At 67.4% G+C, this 15,701-nt stretch carries 14 protein-coding genes; 12 read left to right on the plus strand and 2 right to left on the minus strand.

Going from position 1 to position 15,701, the window contains the following annotated elements:
- Positions 1-115: 115 nt before the first annotated feature.
- From ACUP6Y_RS04900 to ACUP6Y_RS04935, 8 genes are all read left to right on the plus strand, one after another.
- Positions 116-487 carry a hypothetical protein gene (locus tag ACUP6Y_RS04900; RefSeq protein WP_462554522.1) on the plus strand — a complete coding sequence of 124 codons (372 nt, stop codon included), beginning with the start codon at positions 116-118 and terminating at the stop codon, positions 485-487.
- 103 nt (positions 488-590) lie between these two features.
- Positions 591-2,339, plus strand: coding sequence for a DUF4012 domain-containing protein (locus tag ACUP6Y_RS04905; protein ID WP_462554523.1), 1,749 nt, complete (start codon positions 591-593; stop codon positions 2,337-2,339).
- 48 nt (positions 2,340-2,387) lie between these two features.
- Positions 2,388-3,779: a tyrosine-protein kinase domain-containing protein gene (locus ACUP6Y_RS04910; protein WP_462554524.1), complete on the plus strand. Its 1,392-nt coding sequence runs from the start codon at positions 2,388-2,390 to the stop codon at positions 3,777-3,779.
- 21 nt (positions 3,780-3,800) lie between these two features.
- Positions 3,801-4,577 carry a DUF4422 domain-containing protein gene (locus tag ACUP6Y_RS04915; RefSeq protein WP_462554525.1) on the plus strand — a complete coding sequence of 259 codons (777 nt, stop codon included), beginning with the start codon at positions 3,801-3,803 and terminating at the stop codon, positions 4,575-4,577.
- 4 nt (positions 4,578-4,581) lie between these two features.
- Positions 4,582-5,595, plus strand: a complete 1,014-nt coding sequence (locus tag ACUP6Y_RS04920; RefSeq protein WP_462554526.1) for a glycosyltransferase family 2 protein — start codon at positions 4,582-4,584, stop codon at positions 5,593-5,595.
- 10 nt (positions 5,596-5,605) lie between these two features.
- Positions 5,606-6,664 (plus strand): acyltransferase family protein, encoded by a 1,059-nt coding sequence (locus ACUP6Y_RS04925; RefSeq protein WP_462554527.1) that lies wholly within the window; start codon positions 5,606-5,608, stop codon positions 6,662-6,664.
- A 14-nt stretch (positions 6,665-6,678) separates the two neighbouring features.
- Positions 6,679-7,995, plus strand: coding sequence for an O-antigen polymerase (locus ACUP6Y_RS04930; RefSeq protein ID WP_462554528.1), 1,317 nt, complete (start codon positions 6,679-6,681; stop codon positions 7,993-7,995).
- A 20-nt stretch (positions 7,996-8,015) separates the two neighbouring features.
- Positions 8,016-9,254: a lipopolysaccharide biosynthesis protein gene (locus ACUP6Y_RS04935; RefSeq protein ID WP_462554529.1), complete on the plus strand. Its 1,239-nt coding sequence runs from the start codon at positions 8,016-8,018 to the stop codon at positions 9,252-9,254.
- Between the two features lies 1 nt (position 9,255).
- Here the strand turns inward: ACUP6Y_RS04935 and ACUP6Y_RS04940 are convergent, their stop codons facing one another.
- Together ACUP6Y_RS04940 and ACUP6Y_RS04945 are read right to left on the minus strand one after the other, a co-directional pair.
- Entirely contained in the window at positions 9,256-9,888 is a 633-nt protein-coding gene (locus ACUP6Y_RS04940) for a hypothetical protein (RefSeq protein WP_462554530.1), read from the minus strand.
- A 45-nt stretch (positions 9,889-9,933) separates the two neighbouring features.
- Complete coding sequence (locus tag ACUP6Y_RS04945) at positions 9,934-10,344, minus strand: elongation factor 1-alpha C-terminal domain-related protein (protein WP_462554531.1); 411 nt, start codon at positions 10,342-10,344, stop codon at positions 9,934-9,936.
- Positions 10,345-10,435: 91 nt separating this feature from the next.
- On the opposite strand from ACUP6Y_RS04945, the gene ACUP6Y_RS04950 reads away from it, so the two are divergent.
- The 4 genes from ACUP6Y_RS04950 (at position 10,436) to ACUP6Y_RS04965 (ending at position 15,684) form a co-directional block, all read left to right on the plus strand.
- A complete protein-coding gene (locus tag ACUP6Y_RS04950; RefSeq protein ID WP_462554533.1) occupies positions 10,436-11,713 on the plus strand; it encodes an integrase core domain-containing protein in 1,278 nt (425 codons plus the stop codon).
- A 170-nt stretch (positions 11,714-11,883) separates the two neighbouring features.
- A complete protein-coding gene (locus ACUP6Y_RS04955) occupies positions 11,884-13,131 on the plus strand; it encodes a DUF222 domain-containing protein (RefSeq protein WP_462554535.1) in 1,248 nt (415 codons plus the stop codon).
- A 478-nt stretch (positions 13,132-13,609) separates the two neighbouring features.
- Positions 13,610-15,121, plus strand: a complete 1,512-nt coding sequence (gene ltrA, locus ACUP6Y_RS04960) for a group II intron reverse transcriptase/maturase (RefSeq protein WP_462554536.1) — start codon at positions 13,610-13,612, stop codon at positions 15,119-15,121.
- Positions 15,122-15,420: 299 nt separating this feature from the next.
- Positions 15,421-15,684 (plus strand): hypothetical protein, encoded by a 264-nt coding sequence (locus ACUP6Y_RS04965; RefSeq protein ID WP_462554537.1) that lies wholly within the window; start codon positions 15,421-15,423, stop codon positions 15,682-15,684.
- Positions 15,685-15,701 lie beyond the last annotated feature (17 nt).

Genomic DNA, 15,701 nt, shown 5'->3' on the forward strand with positions numbered 1-15,701 from the left:
TTTTCGATCGGTTTCTGAACTTTGCAAGGATTCGTGAGAGGGTGATGGTCGCCTGCACTCGGACGAGGGACGCCCGGGGTGGGGAACCCGAACATGTCTTAGGGGGCATTGCGTAATGAAGAAGCTCGTTCTCGGCCTGCTTGCTGTCGCGCTGATGACGCTGGGTCTGGTGGGGACCACGTCGGTCGCGCAGGCCGACCCGTACACCGGCACGGTCGTCGTGTCCGCTCCGGCGAAGACCAAGGCCAAGGCCAACAAGAAGGCGAAGATCCAGCTGACCGCCGCGGGCAACGTGACCCCGGCCGGCAACGCCAAGGTCGTGTGCAAGAAGGGCAAGGCCAAGGTCAAGCGCGTCGGCGCCCTCAACGGCAAGGGCATCGCCAAGACCGGCAAGCTCGCCAAGGGCAAGTGGAAGTGCACCGTCAAGTACCAGGCGACCGGTGTCTTCAAGGCCGACAAGTACAAGGTCACCGTCAAGGTCAAGTGATCCGCGGCCGCCGTCGGCGGCCGAGAGTCATCGGTGAGAGGGCCCCGTGGGTACGCCCCCCGGGGTCCTCTCCCGTGCATGGGGCGTGGAGAGGCGGAGAGCGATGCTGAGGTCCAGGAAGGTCTGGATCGGTGGGGGTGTCGCTGTTCTCGTCGTCGTGCTGCTGTGGGCGGCCTGGACGGCGTGGCAGGTCAATCGCGACCTCAACGACGCGGTGGACAGCGCGCAGCGCATCCAGGACGCGGTCGAGGCGCGGGACACGGCCGCTCTCGACCGTGAGCTCGCGGCGCTGCGGACCGCGAGCTCGTCGGCGGCCGACCGCACCGCGGGGCCGACCTGGTGGGTGCTGACCAAGGTGCCCTTCCTCGGTGACGACGCCCGGGGGATCGAGACCACCAGCCGGGTGCTGGACGATCTGGCCGACGAGGGGATCGAGCCGCTGGTGACCGCTTCGGACCGGTTCGAGGAGCTGCTGCCCAAGGACGGCGCGCTCGACGTGGGCGTCGCCGAGGAGCTGACTGCTCCCGTCGCGCAGGCGCACCGTGCGTTCGCGGCGGCTGACGCGGAGCTCGCCGAGGTCGACGCGGGCGGCTTCGTCGGTCGTCTGCACCGCCAGTTCACCGACTTCCGCGACCAGGTCGCCAAGGCGTCGCACGCCCTCGCGTCGGCCGACATCGCGACCCAGGTCCTGCCGACCATGCTCGGCGCCGACGGACCGCGCAACTACCTGTTGGTCTTCGAGAACAACGCCGAGATCCGCGGCACCGGCGGCCTGGCCGGCGCGGTGTCGTACGTCGACGCGACCGACGGCCGGCTCGAGCTGCGCAACCACGTCGCCGCCGCCTCGCTCGGCGAGGCAGCTGGCCCGGTGCTGCCGCTGAGCGACGCCGAGCAGACGCTGTACGGCGACGTGCTCGGCACCTACGCCGTGAACGCGACGATGACGCCCGACACCGCCCGGGCCGCCGCCTTGTTGAAGGCCCGCTGGGAGCAGGAGTTCCCGAAGCAGCGGGTCGACGGCGTCGTGCTCCTGGACGCCGTGGCGATCGGGTACCTCCTCGACGCGACCGGTCCGGTGAGCGTCGACGGGGTCGAGATCAGCGGTGAGAACGCCGTCGACGAGCTGCTCCACAACACCTATCTGCGCCTGCCCGAGCCGGACCGCCAGGACGCCTTCTTCGCCGACGTCGCGGCGGCGACCTTCACGAAGTTCACCGCCGGCCTCGGCAACCCGACCGGCGTGCTCAAGGCGCTGGGCCGCGCGACCGACGAGCGCCGGATCCTGGTGCATTCCTTCGACGAAGGGGTTCAGCGGGAGCTGGCGGGCACGTCGATCGCGGGTGAGTTCGGCACCGACGCGAAGGGCGAGCGCCCGCAGGTGGCGGTGACCTTCAACGACATGACCGGCGCGAAGATGTCGTACTACCTGCGCTACGACGTCGAGGTCAGCCCCACCGCCTGCCGGGGATCGGCGCAGATCTACAGCGCGAAGGCGCGGATCTCCTCGGTCGCGCCACCTGACGCGGCCACGCTGCCGGACTACATCACCGGTGGCGGCAACTACGGGTCGAAGCCGGGCACCCAGCTCATGGCCGTCCGCGTCTTCGGACCGGCCGGGGGAGCGGTCAGCGACTTCGAGTTCAACGGGGTGCCCTCGCAGACCGTCGAGGCCGACCAGGACGGTCGCCCGGTGGCGATGACGTACGTCCAGCTGGCGCCCGGCCAGACCGTCGACCTGGCGTGGAGGATGACGAGCGGGAAGGGGCAGGCCGGCGACACCGACCTGGCCGTGACGCCGACGATCGAGCGGAAGGACAGCGCGCGCACGTTGCCGAGCGCGTGCGGGGGATGACGATGATGGGGACGATGTTGCCGACGATGCACGAGACGGGAGCCCGCCATGGAGCTCCGTGACTACCTGCGCGTGCTGCGCCGCCGTTGGATATCGATCCTGGTGATCGCCGCCGCGGTCACCGCGGCCGCCGGCGTGTTCACCGCCGTGCAGACCCCGCAGTACGCCTCGACCGCGCGCCTGTTCGTCACCACCGCGCAGACCAATGACACCCAGCTGCTCCAGGGCGGCCAGTTCTCGGCACAGCGTGTGAAGTCGTACGCCGACCTGATCAAGAGCCGCAAGCTCGCCGACCTGGTCAAGGCCGACACCGGTCTGAAGATCGAGCCGGCCGAGCTGACCAAGAAGGTCTCGGCCCAGGCGGTGCTGGACACCGTCAACCTGGACATCACGGTCACCGACCCCGACCCCGCGCAGGCCCAGGACATCGCGCAGTCGTACGCCGAGCAGCTCAAGGACCTGGTCCGCGAGCTGGAGACACCGGACGGTCAGACCGAGGCTCCGATCAAGGCGACCATCGTCGACAACGCCTCCCGGTCCGACGGACCGGTCTCGCCGCAGCCCAAGCGCAACCTTGCCCTCGGCCTGGTCGTCGGCCTCATGCTCGGCTTCGGCCTCGCCGTCCTGCGCGAGGTCCTGGACACCCGGGTGAAGTCGCTCGACGACGTCGCCGAGATCACCGACGCCCCCACCCTGGGCACGATCGTCTACGACCCCGCGGCCACCAAGACCCCGCTCCTCACCCAGGTCCCCTCGCACTCCCCGCGCGCGGAGTCGTTCCGCGTGCTGCGCACGAACCTCCAGTTCGTCGACGTCGACAGCCAGCAGAAGGTCTTCGTCGTCAGCTCCGCCATCCCCGGCGAGGGCAAGACCTCGACCGCCGTCAACCTCGCCATCAGCCTCGCCCAGGGCGGCACCCGCACCCTCCTCGTCGAGGGCGACCTCCGCCGCCCCATGGCCGCCAAGCGCCTCGGCATGGACGAGGCCGTCGGTCTCACCAACGTCCTGGTCGGCAAGATCAAGGCCCCCGACGTTTTCCAGGTCCACGACGAATCCGGCCTCCACTTCGTCGCCTCCGGCCCCATCCCGCCCAACCCCGCCGAACTCATCCAGTCCCACGCCATGGCGGACTTCCTCGCCCACGCCCGCGACGAGTACGACATCGTGCTCGTCGACGCCCCGCCCCTCCTTCCCGTCACCGACGCGGCACTGCTGGCCGCCAAGTCGGACGGCGCGCTCGTCGTACTGAGCCACGGGAAGGTAACTAAGGAGCAGGTCCGTCACTCGCTCGAGCGGCTCGAGCAGGTCGACGCCCATCTGGCAGGCCTCGTACTTAACAAAGTGCCGGTCAAGGGAAAGTCCTACGGCTACGGCTACGGCTACGGATATGGCTACGCCCCCGAAGCTGAAACGACTGCAGTTCCCGACAACGCGGAATGAGATCCGAGCGGAGTCTGAACCATGCCCATGCTGGTCGCGTCGCACAAGGCCACGGAACTCCCCGTGGACCCGTTCTACCTGCCGGTGCATGTCGGGCACGCCCTCAACCCGGTGGACCTGGGATATCAGCCGGACGACGACGGCGAGAACATCTCTGAGCTCAACAAGTCGTACTGCGAGCTGACTGCTCTCTACTGGGCATGGCGCAACCTCGACGCGGACGTCGTCGGCTTGAGTCATTACCGCCGGTACTTCAAGGGATCGGCGGCCGGACCAAACGGGTCGCAGATCATGTCGGAGGATGACGCCGATCGGCTGCTCTCGAGAAATGACATGGTGATCGCCCGACGGCGTCACTACGTTGTGGAGACGATCGACTCCCACTACCGAAACGCTCATCACGGTGAGGACCTCGATGCCCTCCGCGACGTGCTCAGCGCTCTTTCGCCCGACTTCCTTGACGGATACGACAGGGTCTTCTCGGGCCGCGGCCTCTCGCTCTACAACATGTTCCTGACGCGGCGCGAGGTCGTCGAGAGGTATGCGGGCTGGCTCTTTCCGATCCTTGAGGAGACCTCTGAGCGCTTGGGAGCGAGTGCCGAGCGAACCGCCTACCAGCAGCGAACGATGGGCTATCTCGGTGAGCGCCTGCTCAACGTCTGGGTCGCGTCCCAGCCTGACCTGAAGGTTGCACGCATCCCGGTCATCAACGTCGATGGCGAGCCGAAGATCAAGAAGGGCGTCAAGATGCTCGCTCGCAAGGCGCGCCTCATCGACGCCACCTCCCGGACCGCGTGACGAGATGATCAGCTTCGTCATGCCGGTCTACAACGTGGATCCTGCACTCGTTGAGGAGGCGATCGATTCGGTCCTCATACTCGGCACCGAGTCCGAGATCGTCGTCGTCGACGATGGATCCACTGACGATCGCACGACCGCGTTCCTTGCGACGCTTCCTGAGCGCGACACTCGGATCTCACTGGTACGGCAGACCAATGCCGGCGTGGCGACCGCACGCAATCGGGGAATCCAGGAGGCCAGCCAGGACTGGATCGCGTTCATCGACCCGGACGACCGGTGTCGCGCGGAGATGGCGGTAGTACTGGCGACGTTGGCCGACGCCGATCACGATCTGGTCGTGACCGCGGGCGCCGGCATCACCGTGGCCGGCGAAGAGGTCGAGCACTACGGTCTGAGCGAGCTCGAAGGCGAGCGTGCCGGAACAGAGCTGCTCAACGAGATGATGTCGTTGTATCTGCACGGACGAGTCTCGGCGTCGTTCGTGCTGGGTGTGCCGTGGGCGAAGTTCGTTCGCCGCTCGGTCCTGCTCGAGGAGAGCCTCTTCTTCACCGACGGTCTGGTCAAGCGTTCAGACGCTGAATGGCTCATTCGCCTCTACCAGGCCGTCGATGGGGCCGTCGTCGTCGATGTACCGACGGTCGACTACCGGCTCGACGTACCCGGCAACATCTCCCGGCGCTTTCGCCCGGAGATCCTCGACGCATTCGACACCTTGCGCACCACGGCGATGGCCGCGCCCGTGGCGCCCGCGGTCCTCCAGCTGTACTCCGTCGAGCTGCTCAAGGACGCCATCAACTCGGTCTTCTCCAGCCCTGCTGCGCCAGCCGACATGGCCTCACGCGCCGCCTACCTGGACTTCAGGGCGCGCTTCGACATCAGCCTCCCTCTCCTGACCGGCGGCACGCTCAAGCCGGCGAGCATCCCGCGCAAGCTCCTCTACATTGCGATCAAGCGGAGCTGGTTCGTTCAGGTCCGACTGTTGCGTGCATGGAAGAGGCAAGATGTCGTCAAGTAGGCGCCTTGCCGTGACGCTGGAAAGCACATTCCAGCCCCGGCGGAACAGTCTCAACGTCCTACGTCTCATCATGGCGGCGGGGGTCGTCTACTCCCACGCCAACCCGCTGCGGGGCCGGGGCTCCGAGCCCACACTGGTCGGTACCAACATCGGCACGTGGTCAGTGATCGGCTTCTTCATCATCTCCGGCGCCCTGATCACGCGAAGCCGGCTGTCTCGCTCCACATGGGAGTACACCCGGGATCGCGCCCTGAGGATCTTTCCCGCATTCCTGTTCGTGACGGCGCTGATCGCCTTCGTCGTCTCACCGTTGTCGCTGTTGCTGACCGAAGGAAGGCACTGGACGTGGTCCAGTGCGGTCCGGTACGTCGTCACGAACCTTCCGCTCGGTGGTGGCTTTCCCTTCCGTCAGGACTCCGTCGGCTCGACGCTGGTCGGTCTGCCACTGGAGGTCTGGAACGGCGCCACGTGGACGCTGATCTACGAGGCGTTCTGCTATGTCGCGATCGCGGTGGCCATCGCCGTGATACCTCGACGGTTCTTGGTTCCGTCCCTGTGCGTGGCCTGGCTGGCCCTGGCCGCCGCTGCGCAGGTCGGGACCTGGGTCACCATCCCGAAGGTTGCGTCTGACCTCGGCACGATGGGCGCTGCATTCTGCGTTGGCGCGATCATGTGGCTCGAACGCGAGCGCGTACCTGTCGGCAGGTGGGCTAGCTTGCTGGCGGCTGCGCTGTTCGTGGTGTCCTCGGCGCTCGGGTTCCAGTTCTCGCTCGCGCCGGTGGCTCTTGCCATTGTCATCTTCTTCCTGTCGTGGAGCGTGCCGATTAACCAGATCGGTCCGCACGACATCTCCTACGGCGTGTATGTGTGGGGATGGCCGGTCCAGCAGTTCGTGATCCTCGCCCTGGGCGCCACGATCCCCTCGCTCCTGAACCTCGGCCTGGTCCTTGCGGCGACCGCGGCGCTGGGCTGGCTGAGCGCGGTCCTGGTGGAGGAGCCCGCGCTGCGGCTCAAGAGGCGCGCGGTGGCCCCCGCTCCACTCGTCGCCGGAGGTGCGGAGAGTGCGTAGCCGAGAGGGCCGCGATGGCTGAGTGGGTGATCGTCTTCCTGGTCGCCGGCACGGTGGTCAGCTACCTGATGAACCGAAGTGTGCTGAATCCCGTCACCATCCTGCTGGCGGTGTTCGCGTTGGTCTCCTTCCTGGCCAACCTCCACCTCTACGGCCTCTACCAGTTCCCCGACATGGCCTACCTGATCGTGTTCGCAGGGTGTGCGTCGATCCTGGCCGGCGCTGTGATGGCCCGCCTCGTGCATGCCGCGTCCCTCCGCAATCCCGCAACGGTGCAGCGCCGGCGCCAGGCCGCGTGGAGGATCTCGTACGGGTTCATGAACTGGGTCCTGGTGGTGGCGATCGTCACCATCGTGGTCACACGCTGGGGCTCGTTGTCGATCCTGGCGTCGGGAGGATCCCTGGCCGACGTGAGGAACGCCTATCTGGGCTACAACGGGACGGGCGAATACGCACTCACCGTCGGTGCGTTGCTGGGACGTGTCGTGGTCTCGCCGGTGCTCTTCGCAGCGCTGCCGATCTTCGTCTACAGCATGGTCGAGGGGCAGCGGAACCGACGGTTCAACACCCTCTTCCTGGTCGCGATCGTCCTGAATTTGGCCACCAGTGGCGGGCGGATCATCTTCGTCTACGCGGTGGTCCAGCTGCTGGTGCTGCTGGCCCTCAACGGCCGGCTCCGGGTGCGGATGAGTCGTGGCCGCGCCCTTGCGCTGGTGCTCGTGCTGGTTGCAGTCGTGACGCTCGTGACGCTCTCCCGTGGCAACACGCTGGTGTTCGAGGCGTACACGTACTTCGCGATCCCGCTTCCGCTGCTCGCGCACTGGACCTCGGTCACCGACACCCAAGCGGTCTACACGGACGGCTCGAGCTTCTTCTACGGTGTGGTGACCCTCGTTGCCAACGGTGTCGGGATCTTCGGTGGATCGACGGCGGAGTCGACCACCCAGGTCGTGAACCAGCCTCAGGACACCTGGATCGAGCTGCTTCCCGGCCGGCCCTTCAACGCCTTCGTCACCCTCTTCTACTACTTCTACGCCGACTTCAGGATCCCCGGTGTCGTGCTCTTCAGCGCCGTGTACGGCGCTTTCGTGCAGACGGTGTACGACCGAGCCCGGACCTTCAACGGCCTGCTTCCCAAGCTGCTCCTTCTTCTCACGATCCAGTCGGTCGTGATGTCCTTCGTTCGGTGGCAGCCGACCGACGGCGCCTATGTCCTGGCCTTCGTCGTGCTGCTGGCCGCCGTGCGGAAGACGAAGGCGGACGGCGGCGGCTCCACGTCGGGACGCGACAGGTCGCGCGGGCTCGTCGCGACGCGGTCGGTCTCGCGGTGAGGCGAATCCGGATCCCCGGCATGTCAGCGCAGTCGGCGTCGGCGCGGAAGCTCGTGATCTCGCAGGCGGGTGGCCAGATCTGCCTCGTTGCCGCCATTCCCGTGCTCACCCGGATCGTGTCGATCGAGGCGATGGGAACGTACGCCCTGGCGGTCGGCATCGCCCTGATCCTCCAGCCCGTGGCGACGGCGCGTGCCGAGTACCTGCTGCCACTCGCCAGCGATGCCCACGAGATGTCGGGACTCCTTCGGCGAGCGTGGCTGACCGTGCCGGCGGTGGCCGTCCTGGCGCCCGTGGTGGTCCTCGCGGTCGGACACTGGGTCAGCTCGTTCGATCGTCTCGACCTGGCGGTGAGCACGTCGCTGTCGGTGCTCGCGTACTCCGTGACGCAGGTCAGCGCCGGCAGCCTCATCCGCCGGCAGGCCACCAGCCAGCTGAGCGGACGGAACCTCTGGTCCGGCATCATCGGCGCCGTCGCCCAGGTCGGCCTGGCGCTCGTGTGGCCGTCCGCGGCGGCGATGGCCGCCGGACTCATGCTGGGGCGCGCGGCGGTCACCGTCATCTTCCGTGCCGATGGGCACCGTCCGCTTCCACCCGCGTCCGGGGACTCGTTGGAGCGCACCGGCCGGATGCGGGCGATCGTGGCCGGAGTGCTGGGCGGAGCGTCGGCGCAGGCCGTCGTGATCGCGTCCGGCATGTCGTACGGCGCCCGTGTCGCCGGTGAGGTGGGCATGGCGCAGCGGATCGTCGGCACGCCGACGGTGCTCGCGGGTCAGGGCCTGCGCCAGTGGACGATGCTGGACATCACCCGGCTGCTGCGGGAGGAGAAGCCGATCTGGCCGCTCCTGCGCTCGCGGGTCACGCAGCTGGGCGGGGTGTCCGCGTTGATGGCGGTGGGCGTCGCCGCTGTCGCGCCCCTGGCTGTGGGCCCGGTGCTCGGCGACGAGTGGAGCCGGGCCGGACAGATGATCGCGATCCTCGCTGTGCCACTGAGTCTCCAGCTGACCTACATGCCGCTGGAGCCACTGCTCATGCTGACAGGCCAGGAGCGAACGCTGATCGTCGTCCAGATCGTCCGCCTCAGCGCGATCGCCGCGGTCGTGACAGCGGCCGCGGGTGCTGATCTGCCGGCCCTGACCATGGTGGCGGGCATGTCGGTCATCTGGACATCGACGTACGTCGTGCTGCTGGTGTCGATGGCCCGGTTCGCCAGGCGCCGCGACGCGGCGCTCGGCAGTCCCGCAGCTGCCCCGCGGTAGCTCAGTCCATGACGTAGCGGAAGTGCGCCAGCAGGTCGGCGATCGCCGCTCGGTCGAGCCCGCCGTCCTCCGGTACGACGAACAGGGCCTGCCGCCCGCAGCGCTCCGCGATCGGCAGCACGTCCTCGACGACGTGGTAATAGGGCCGCTCGGCGTAGTCGTCGAAGAAGATCCGGGTGCCCGGCGTCGCGTTCGCGAGCGAGGTCAGGAAGCACGCCACGCGGAACCGGCCGTCGACCAGCACGACGTCCGGTGCGACGCCCTGCTGCCAGATCCAGTCGGTGTAGTCGCCGAACCGGTCGCGGTGGGCGTAGGAGACCGGACGACCCCAGTCGCCGAGCTCGCCGAGGTCGGTCCAGTGCAGCTCGGCCCGGTCACCGACCGAGGAGCGCACTGCGTCGATCCAGTCGCGGCTGGTGTCCACGGCGAGGACACGGGCGGTGGTGTTGCCGTCGACCCAGCGAGTGCTGGCGCCGCAGCCGTACTCGGCGTAGACGGCGGCGTCGGCCACGACCTTCTTGAACAGGGCGTCGTCCCCGTCGAAGAGGGAGTCGTCCCGACGCAACTGGTCACGGACCCGCTGCGCCGGCCCGATCAGAGCCGGAGGAACGATCTGGCGAAGCAAGGAGCTCATGCGGAGGTTCCTCCAGGGTGCGGGGGCGATGCCGGTGGTGGGTGCTCAGCCGTTGATCATGCCGACGCCGACAGTCACGCCGGTCGCCTCGACGATCAGGATAAAGGACCCCGTTGTCCTGTTCTTGGAGTAAGGATCGCACAGCAGCGGGACGGTGGTGCGCAGTGTGACGCGGCCGATCTCGTCGGCGCCGAGCTCGTTGGTGGCCTGGTCGCGGTGGAGGGTGTTGACGTCGAGGCGGTACTGGATGTCCTTGACCAGTGCGCGGCCTGTGCGGGTGGTGTGCTTGATGGCCAGCTTCTGCCGCGGTTGGAGCGGGGTGGTGGTCATCCAGCAGATCATCGCGTCGATGTCCTGGCTGGGGACGGGGGCGTTCTTGACCCGGGCGATCATGTCGCCGCGGGAGACGTCGCCGTCGTCCTCGAAGTGGACCGCCACGTTGTCCACAGGTGTCATGTCTCAAGACATCGGTGACAGTTCTGCATCAGGACATCGGTGACACTTTGAGGGTTCTTGGTGGTAACACTTCTGCCTCGAATCTGCGGCGGTGGCTGCGAATGAACCCATCGATCCCCGTGTCCGTCTCGCGATCGCCCGGTGGCCTGATGACGCGCCCCGTGGCGCGGTGTCGACGTTCTGTGTCGAGCACGGCATCTCCCGCAAGACGTTCTACGAACTCCGCAAACGTGTCCTGACCGACGGGCCGGCAGCGGTGCTCGAGCCGCGGTCACGGAAGCCGGGGGCAAGCCCGGGTCGGGTGAGCGAGGAGGTCAAGGCCCAGGCCGTGGCGGTGCGTGCCGCACTGGAGTCCTCCGGTCTGGACTGCGGTCCGATCAGCGTGCATGACAAGATGCACGCGATGGGCCTGGCCGACGTGCCGTCCACGGCGTCGCTGTCGAGGATCTTCCGCCAGGCCGGCGTGGCCCGCCTGGAGCCGAAGAAGAAGCCCCGCTCGGCATGGCGGCGGTTCGTCTACCCCGCCCCGAACGCCTGTTGGCAACTCGACGCCACCGAGTACGTACTGACCGGCGGCAGGAAGTGTGTGATCTTCCAGCTGCTCGATGACCACTCCCGCTACGCCGTGGCATCGCACGTCGCGGACGGTGAGTGCGTCGAGGCAGCGATCGCGGTCTTCGACAAGGCCGTGACCGCGCACGGGGTGCCGCAGCGGCTGCTGTCCGACAACGGCATGGCGCTGAACCCGACTCGGCGTGGCTATGTCGGACAGCTCGTGGAGCATGTCTCGTCGTTGGGTGTCGAGGCGATCACCGGCAAGCCCTACAAGCCGACGACGCAAGGCAAGAACGAGCGGTTCCACCAGACCCTGTTCCGCTACCTCGACAAGCGGCCCATCGCCGAGTCGCTGGCCGAGTTGCAGGCCCAGGTCGACACCTTCGATCTGATCTACAACACCGAGCGCCCCCACCAGGGACTGCCCGGCAGAGTCACGCCCCTCACGGCGTGGGAGGCCACTGAGAAGGCCGAAGCCCCGCGGCCCAAGCCGGATCAGCCGTTCTTCGTCGAGGCCGCCGCGAGGCAGCTTCGTCCGCCAGCAGTACCGCCCGAGCCGAAGGATCTGCCGACCGGCACCAGCGTCAAGAGGTTGAGCACGGCCGGGACGTTCAGGCTGGCCGGAGTCACCTACAAGGTCGACGGCCGGTATGGCCTCCAGCAGGTGCTGGTCATCGTCGAGGACGACAAGATCACCGTGGCCGACCTCGAAGGCGAGATCCTCATCGAGCACACCCGACCCACGCCGGGCGTGACTTACGTCGGCAACGGCAGACCCCGTGGAGGCCGAGAACCCGCGGGCCAGGACCGCTGAACTGTCACCGATGTCCTGACACATCAGGTGTCACCGATGTCCTGATGCCGAACTGTCACCGATGTCCTGATACATCACACACGTTGTCCACAGGTCGGGTGCATCGTTCGAAAGAATGTTCGAACCTACGGTAGAGTTCGACGTACTTCGACCACTCGGGAAGGCCGTAGATGTCCGTCGCTCCATTGACCACTCAGCCGCTGCTGGCTGCGGTGGCCGACGCGCGCGCGGCGCTTGAGCGAGTTGCGGAGTTGCAGCCGTTGTACTTGTCCACGGCGGAGAAGGAGCGGCTGTTGACGGAGGCGGTGGGGCTGTCGGCGCAGGTCGACGAGCTTCGGCTGCGGGCTCTGGCTGACGGCAGTGACGTGGCGCAGGTCCACGGTGCCCGCGACGTCGGGGCATGGCTGGCTCATGCCGCGCATCTTGATCCTTCGGCCGCGCGCGCTGATCTGCGTCTCGCGCAGGCCTTGCAGGCGCGGCCCGTGGTCGCGGCCGGGATGCGGGCCGGGGTGGTCAACGCCGCGCAGGCTCGCGTGATCACGGCCGCGGTCGATGACCTGCCCGATCGGTTGGGTCCTGGGTTGCGCGACGATGCCGAGGCCCGGCTGGTGGACTACGCCGGCCAGTTCGGGCCGGTCGAGCTACGCCGTGTGGGGCGCCGGATCCTCGACGTGGTGGCCCCGGAGATCGCTGAGGCCGAAGAGGCGAAGCGTTTGGAGGCCGAGGAGGCCGCGGCGCGTGAGCGAGCGTCCCTGAAGTTCCGTGACCTGGGTGATGGACGTTCCCGGATGTCGGGAGTGCTGCCCACCGGTGCTGTCGAGCGGCTCAAGGGCTACCTCGACGCTCACACCAACCCTGCCCGCAGGGGGTCTGGTGGCTCTGGTGACGGGGAGTCCTCCGGTCACGATGTGGGGGAGGCGAACCCGGACGTGGTGTCGTCCCCGTTCCATCGGCGTCGGGCGTGGGCGTTCATGGACCTGCTCGAGCTTCTCGACCCCGACCGGCTTCCTGTGCATGGCGGTGAGCCCACCACGGTCGCGGTCACCATCAGCCTCGATCAGCTGCGTGCGGATCTGGCTACCGCGGGCCTGCTCACCGGTGATGGGGACGAGGCGATCTCCGCAAGCGAGGCGCGGCGTCTGGCTTGTCAAGCGCGGATCATCCCGGTGGTGCTCGACGGTCAGGGGCGTGTGCTCGACCTGGGCCGGTCGGCGCGGCTGTTCCAGTCCGCCCAGCGCACTGCGATCCGGCTACGCGACCGCGTGTGTCGTGGCGAGGGATGCACCATCCCGGCCCGCTGGTGCCATATGCACCATCTCGACCCGGTGCGCCGTGAGGCGCCTGTTCTACCGAATGGAGGTGAGAGACCTCCGTCGCCGGTCTGTCGCAGCAGTCCGGTGAAGCTGAGGGCAGCCTGATCCGGGAGGTGCCGGGGAGGGTGGGAAGCAGCCCTGACAAAGCCGGGACGGTCCGGGATCACCAGACGGGCCGGGTCCGGCGAGCGTGATGAGAAGGAGTACGCGAGGAACCAGTGTCAGACGCCTCGTTATGTGGAGCCGGCTCAAACTTGGTGGATATGGGCCGGTGTACGGTGCGCGACGCCGAATGGGTCGGGTGCGTCGTCCGGCCAGCCGCAGCCAGTGGTCTGGTCAGCCCGTGGTGAAGGTCTGCGGCGTAGCCGCGGGGGCCGTCGGGGTAAAGCTGGGCTCCTCCCTCGTCGAGCGGTAGCAGGTGAACACGGGAACCATCCCGGTCGTGTCCCGGAACAGCACAACAGGCCCCGCAGCCAGCGGGTCCGGGTAGGCACACCGTCGGCCGAAGCGTCGGGATGGGGCGGAGCCGCCGTAGTAGTCCGAGGCCGGGAAAGCCGGTCACGCGACGTGCATCGCGGGCGTCATGGCGAAGGGCGGCAGCGAGTCAGGCAACGAAGGGACTGTCATGTCAGAAGACGCGTCGGTGAATATCGACGCCATGCTGGAGAGCCCCTATGGGGCCGAACGGCGGGTACTGGAGATTCAGACCAAGTTCCACCAATGGGCGGCGGCCGATCCTGGCCGCCGGTTCGATGATCTGTTCAACCTCGTGGTGGACCCGGCCTTTCTTGCTTTGGCATGGGAGCGGGTCCGGGGGAACAAGGGGGCACGTACTGCCGGGATCGACGGCAAGACAGCGGGTGAGATCGAGCGCTCTGAACGTGGAGTGAGCGGGTTCTTGTCCGAGTTGCGCGGCGATCTGAAGTCCCGCGCGTTCGAGCCGCTCCCGGTTCGGGAGAGGAAGATTCCGAAAGCGGGCGGCAAGGTCCGTCGGCTGGGGATTCCGACCGTGCGGGACCGGGTGGTGCAGGCGTCCTTGAAGTTGGTGTTGGAGCCGATCTTGGAAGCGGACTTCGATCCGTGCAGTTATGGTTTCCGTCCCCGACGCCGAGCCCAGGACGCGATCGAGGAGATCCGCCTGTACGCCCGCACCGGCTATGAGTGGGTGTTCGAGGGCGACATCGCGGCTTGTTTCGATGAGATCGACCACACGGTCTTGATGGACCGTCTACGTCGACGGGTCGGGGACAAGCGCGTCCTGGGGCTGGTCAAGGCGTTCTTGAAGGCGGGCCTGCTGGACGAAGAAGGACTCAACCGGGACACCCATACCGGCACCCCTCAGGGCGGCATCCTGTCGCCGCTGCTGGCCAACCTCGCCCTGAGCGTGCTCGATGAGCACTTCGCCGCAGTCGCGGCGCAACTGCCCAACGCCAGCGCCCGTTACCGACACCGCAACCGAGGAGGAGCGACCTATCGGCTGGTCCGGTATGCCGACGACTTCGTGGTCATGGTGTTCGGGACCGAGCGACACGCCCGGCAGTTGTGGGACGAGGTCGCGGACGTCTTGGACCGGATCGGGCTCCGGCTCGCGCCGGACAAAACCCAGGTCGTCCACATCGACGAGGGGTTCGACTTTCTCGGGTTCCGCATCCGGCGGCACCAGCAACGAGGAAGCGACCGGCGACACGTCTACACCTACCCGTCAGCGAAGTCGATGGCTTCGATCAAACGGAAGGTCAAGGCGGTCACCAGCACAATCACGACCAGCGACGTGAGCGAGGTGTTTCGACGTCTCAGCAGCATCACTCGCGGATGGGCCATCTACTTCCGGCACGGGGCATCAAGCGACGCCTACTCCAACCTCCACGACTACCTGTGGTGGAGCGTGTGGCGATGGCTACGCAAGCGACACCCCAAACGGCCCGCGAAGTGGATCTTCCGGCGCTACTACAACCGCCAGCACGGCTGGTGGCCCCGAGCGCAGGACGGCGTGAACCTGTGGCAACCCGCCACGATGACGATCGTTCGTCACCGCTACCGGGGAGCCGCGATCCCCACGCCATGGACCCAACAGCCAGTAACAGCACCGTCCTGAGGGACTCGTGGAGAGCCGGATGCGGTGAAAGCCGCACGTCCGGTTCGGGCAGGCGGTCGGGGGAAACGGACCCGGAGCAATCCGGACACCGCGCCCCCGGCCGACCTCACTGGGCGGGCGGCGGATCGACCGACCTGGACCTGGGCGTCAGCCTGTGTGGGCACCACCACCAACGCATCCACGACCACCGCTACACCCACGAACGACTGCCCGACGGTGACATCCGCTTCCATCGACGAACCTGAGGGCGTCGCGGGACGTGCGTGGTCGGCGTCAGTCCGGTCTGGTTGGCTGGGCGCGTGCCGAAGAAGAGATCGAATCGGAAGCCGGCGAACAGGCGCAGCGGCGTGTCCTCGTCCGGTGCGGACCTGGCGTTGCTCCAGACTCTGCTGGCGAATGCCGGCCGGGACAGGTTCACTGACATGTTCCAGGAGCCGACGCCGGAGGTTCGGATGGGGCTCAGCGCGCCGGAGATGCGGGAGCGGCTGCCGCTGGACTGGCATCCCGACCGGTTCTCGGTGAGTGGGACCAACGAGGCGCTCATCTCTCTGTTCGGGGGCTGAAGCGCCGTCCGTCGTAT

The sequence above is a fragment of the Nocardioides sp. S5-5 genome (assembly GCF_054954065.1).

Excerpts from the sequence above, each read along its gene's own strand:
- ACUP6Y_RS04900 (WP_462554522.1), top strand. The coding sequence starts at position 116 with ATGAAGAAGCTCGTTCTCGGCCTGCTTGCTGTCGCGCTGATGACGCTG.
- ACUP6Y_RS04905 (WP_462554523.1), top strand. The coding sequence starts at position 591 with ATGCTGAGGTCCAGGAAGGTCTGGATCGGTGGGGGTGTCGCTGTTCTC.
- ACUP6Y_RS04910 (WP_462554524.1), top strand. The coding sequence starts at position 2,388 with ATGGAGCTCCGTGACTACCTGCGCGTGCTGCGCCGCCGTTGGATATCG.
- ACUP6Y_RS04915 (WP_462554525.1), top strand. The coding sequence starts at position 3,801 with ATGCCCATGCTGGTCGCGTCGCACAAGGCCACGGAACTCCCCGTGGAC.
- ACUP6Y_RS04920 (WP_462554526.1), top strand. The coding sequence starts at position 4,582 with ATGATCAGCTTCGTCATGCCGGTCTACAACGTGGATCCTGCACTCGTT.
- ACUP6Y_RS04930 (WP_462554528.1), top strand. The coding sequence starts at position 6,679 with ATGGCTGAGTGGGTGATCGTCTTCCTGGTCGCCGGCACGGTGGTCAGC.
- ACUP6Y_RS04935 (WP_462554529.1), top strand. The coding sequence starts at position 8,016 with ATGTCAGCGCAGTCGGCGTCGGCGCGGAAGCTCGTGATCTCGCAGGCG.
- ACUP6Y_RS04940 (WP_462554530.1), bottom strand. The coding sequence starts at position 9,888 with ATGAGCTCCTTGCTTCGCCAGATCGTTCCTCCGGCTCTGATCGGGCCG.
- ACUP6Y_RS04945 (WP_462554531.1), bottom strand. The coding sequence starts at position 10,344 with ATGACACCTGTGGACAACGTGGCGGTCCACTTCGAGGACGACGGCGAC.
- ACUP6Y_RS04955 (WP_462554535.1), top strand. The coding sequence starts at position 11,884 with ATGTCCGTCGCTCCATTGACCACTCAGCCGCTGCTGGCTGCGGTGGCC.
- ltrA (WP_462554536.1), top strand. The coding sequence starts at position 13,610 with ATGGCGAAGGGCGGCAGCGAGTCAGGCAACGAAGGGACTGTCATGTCA.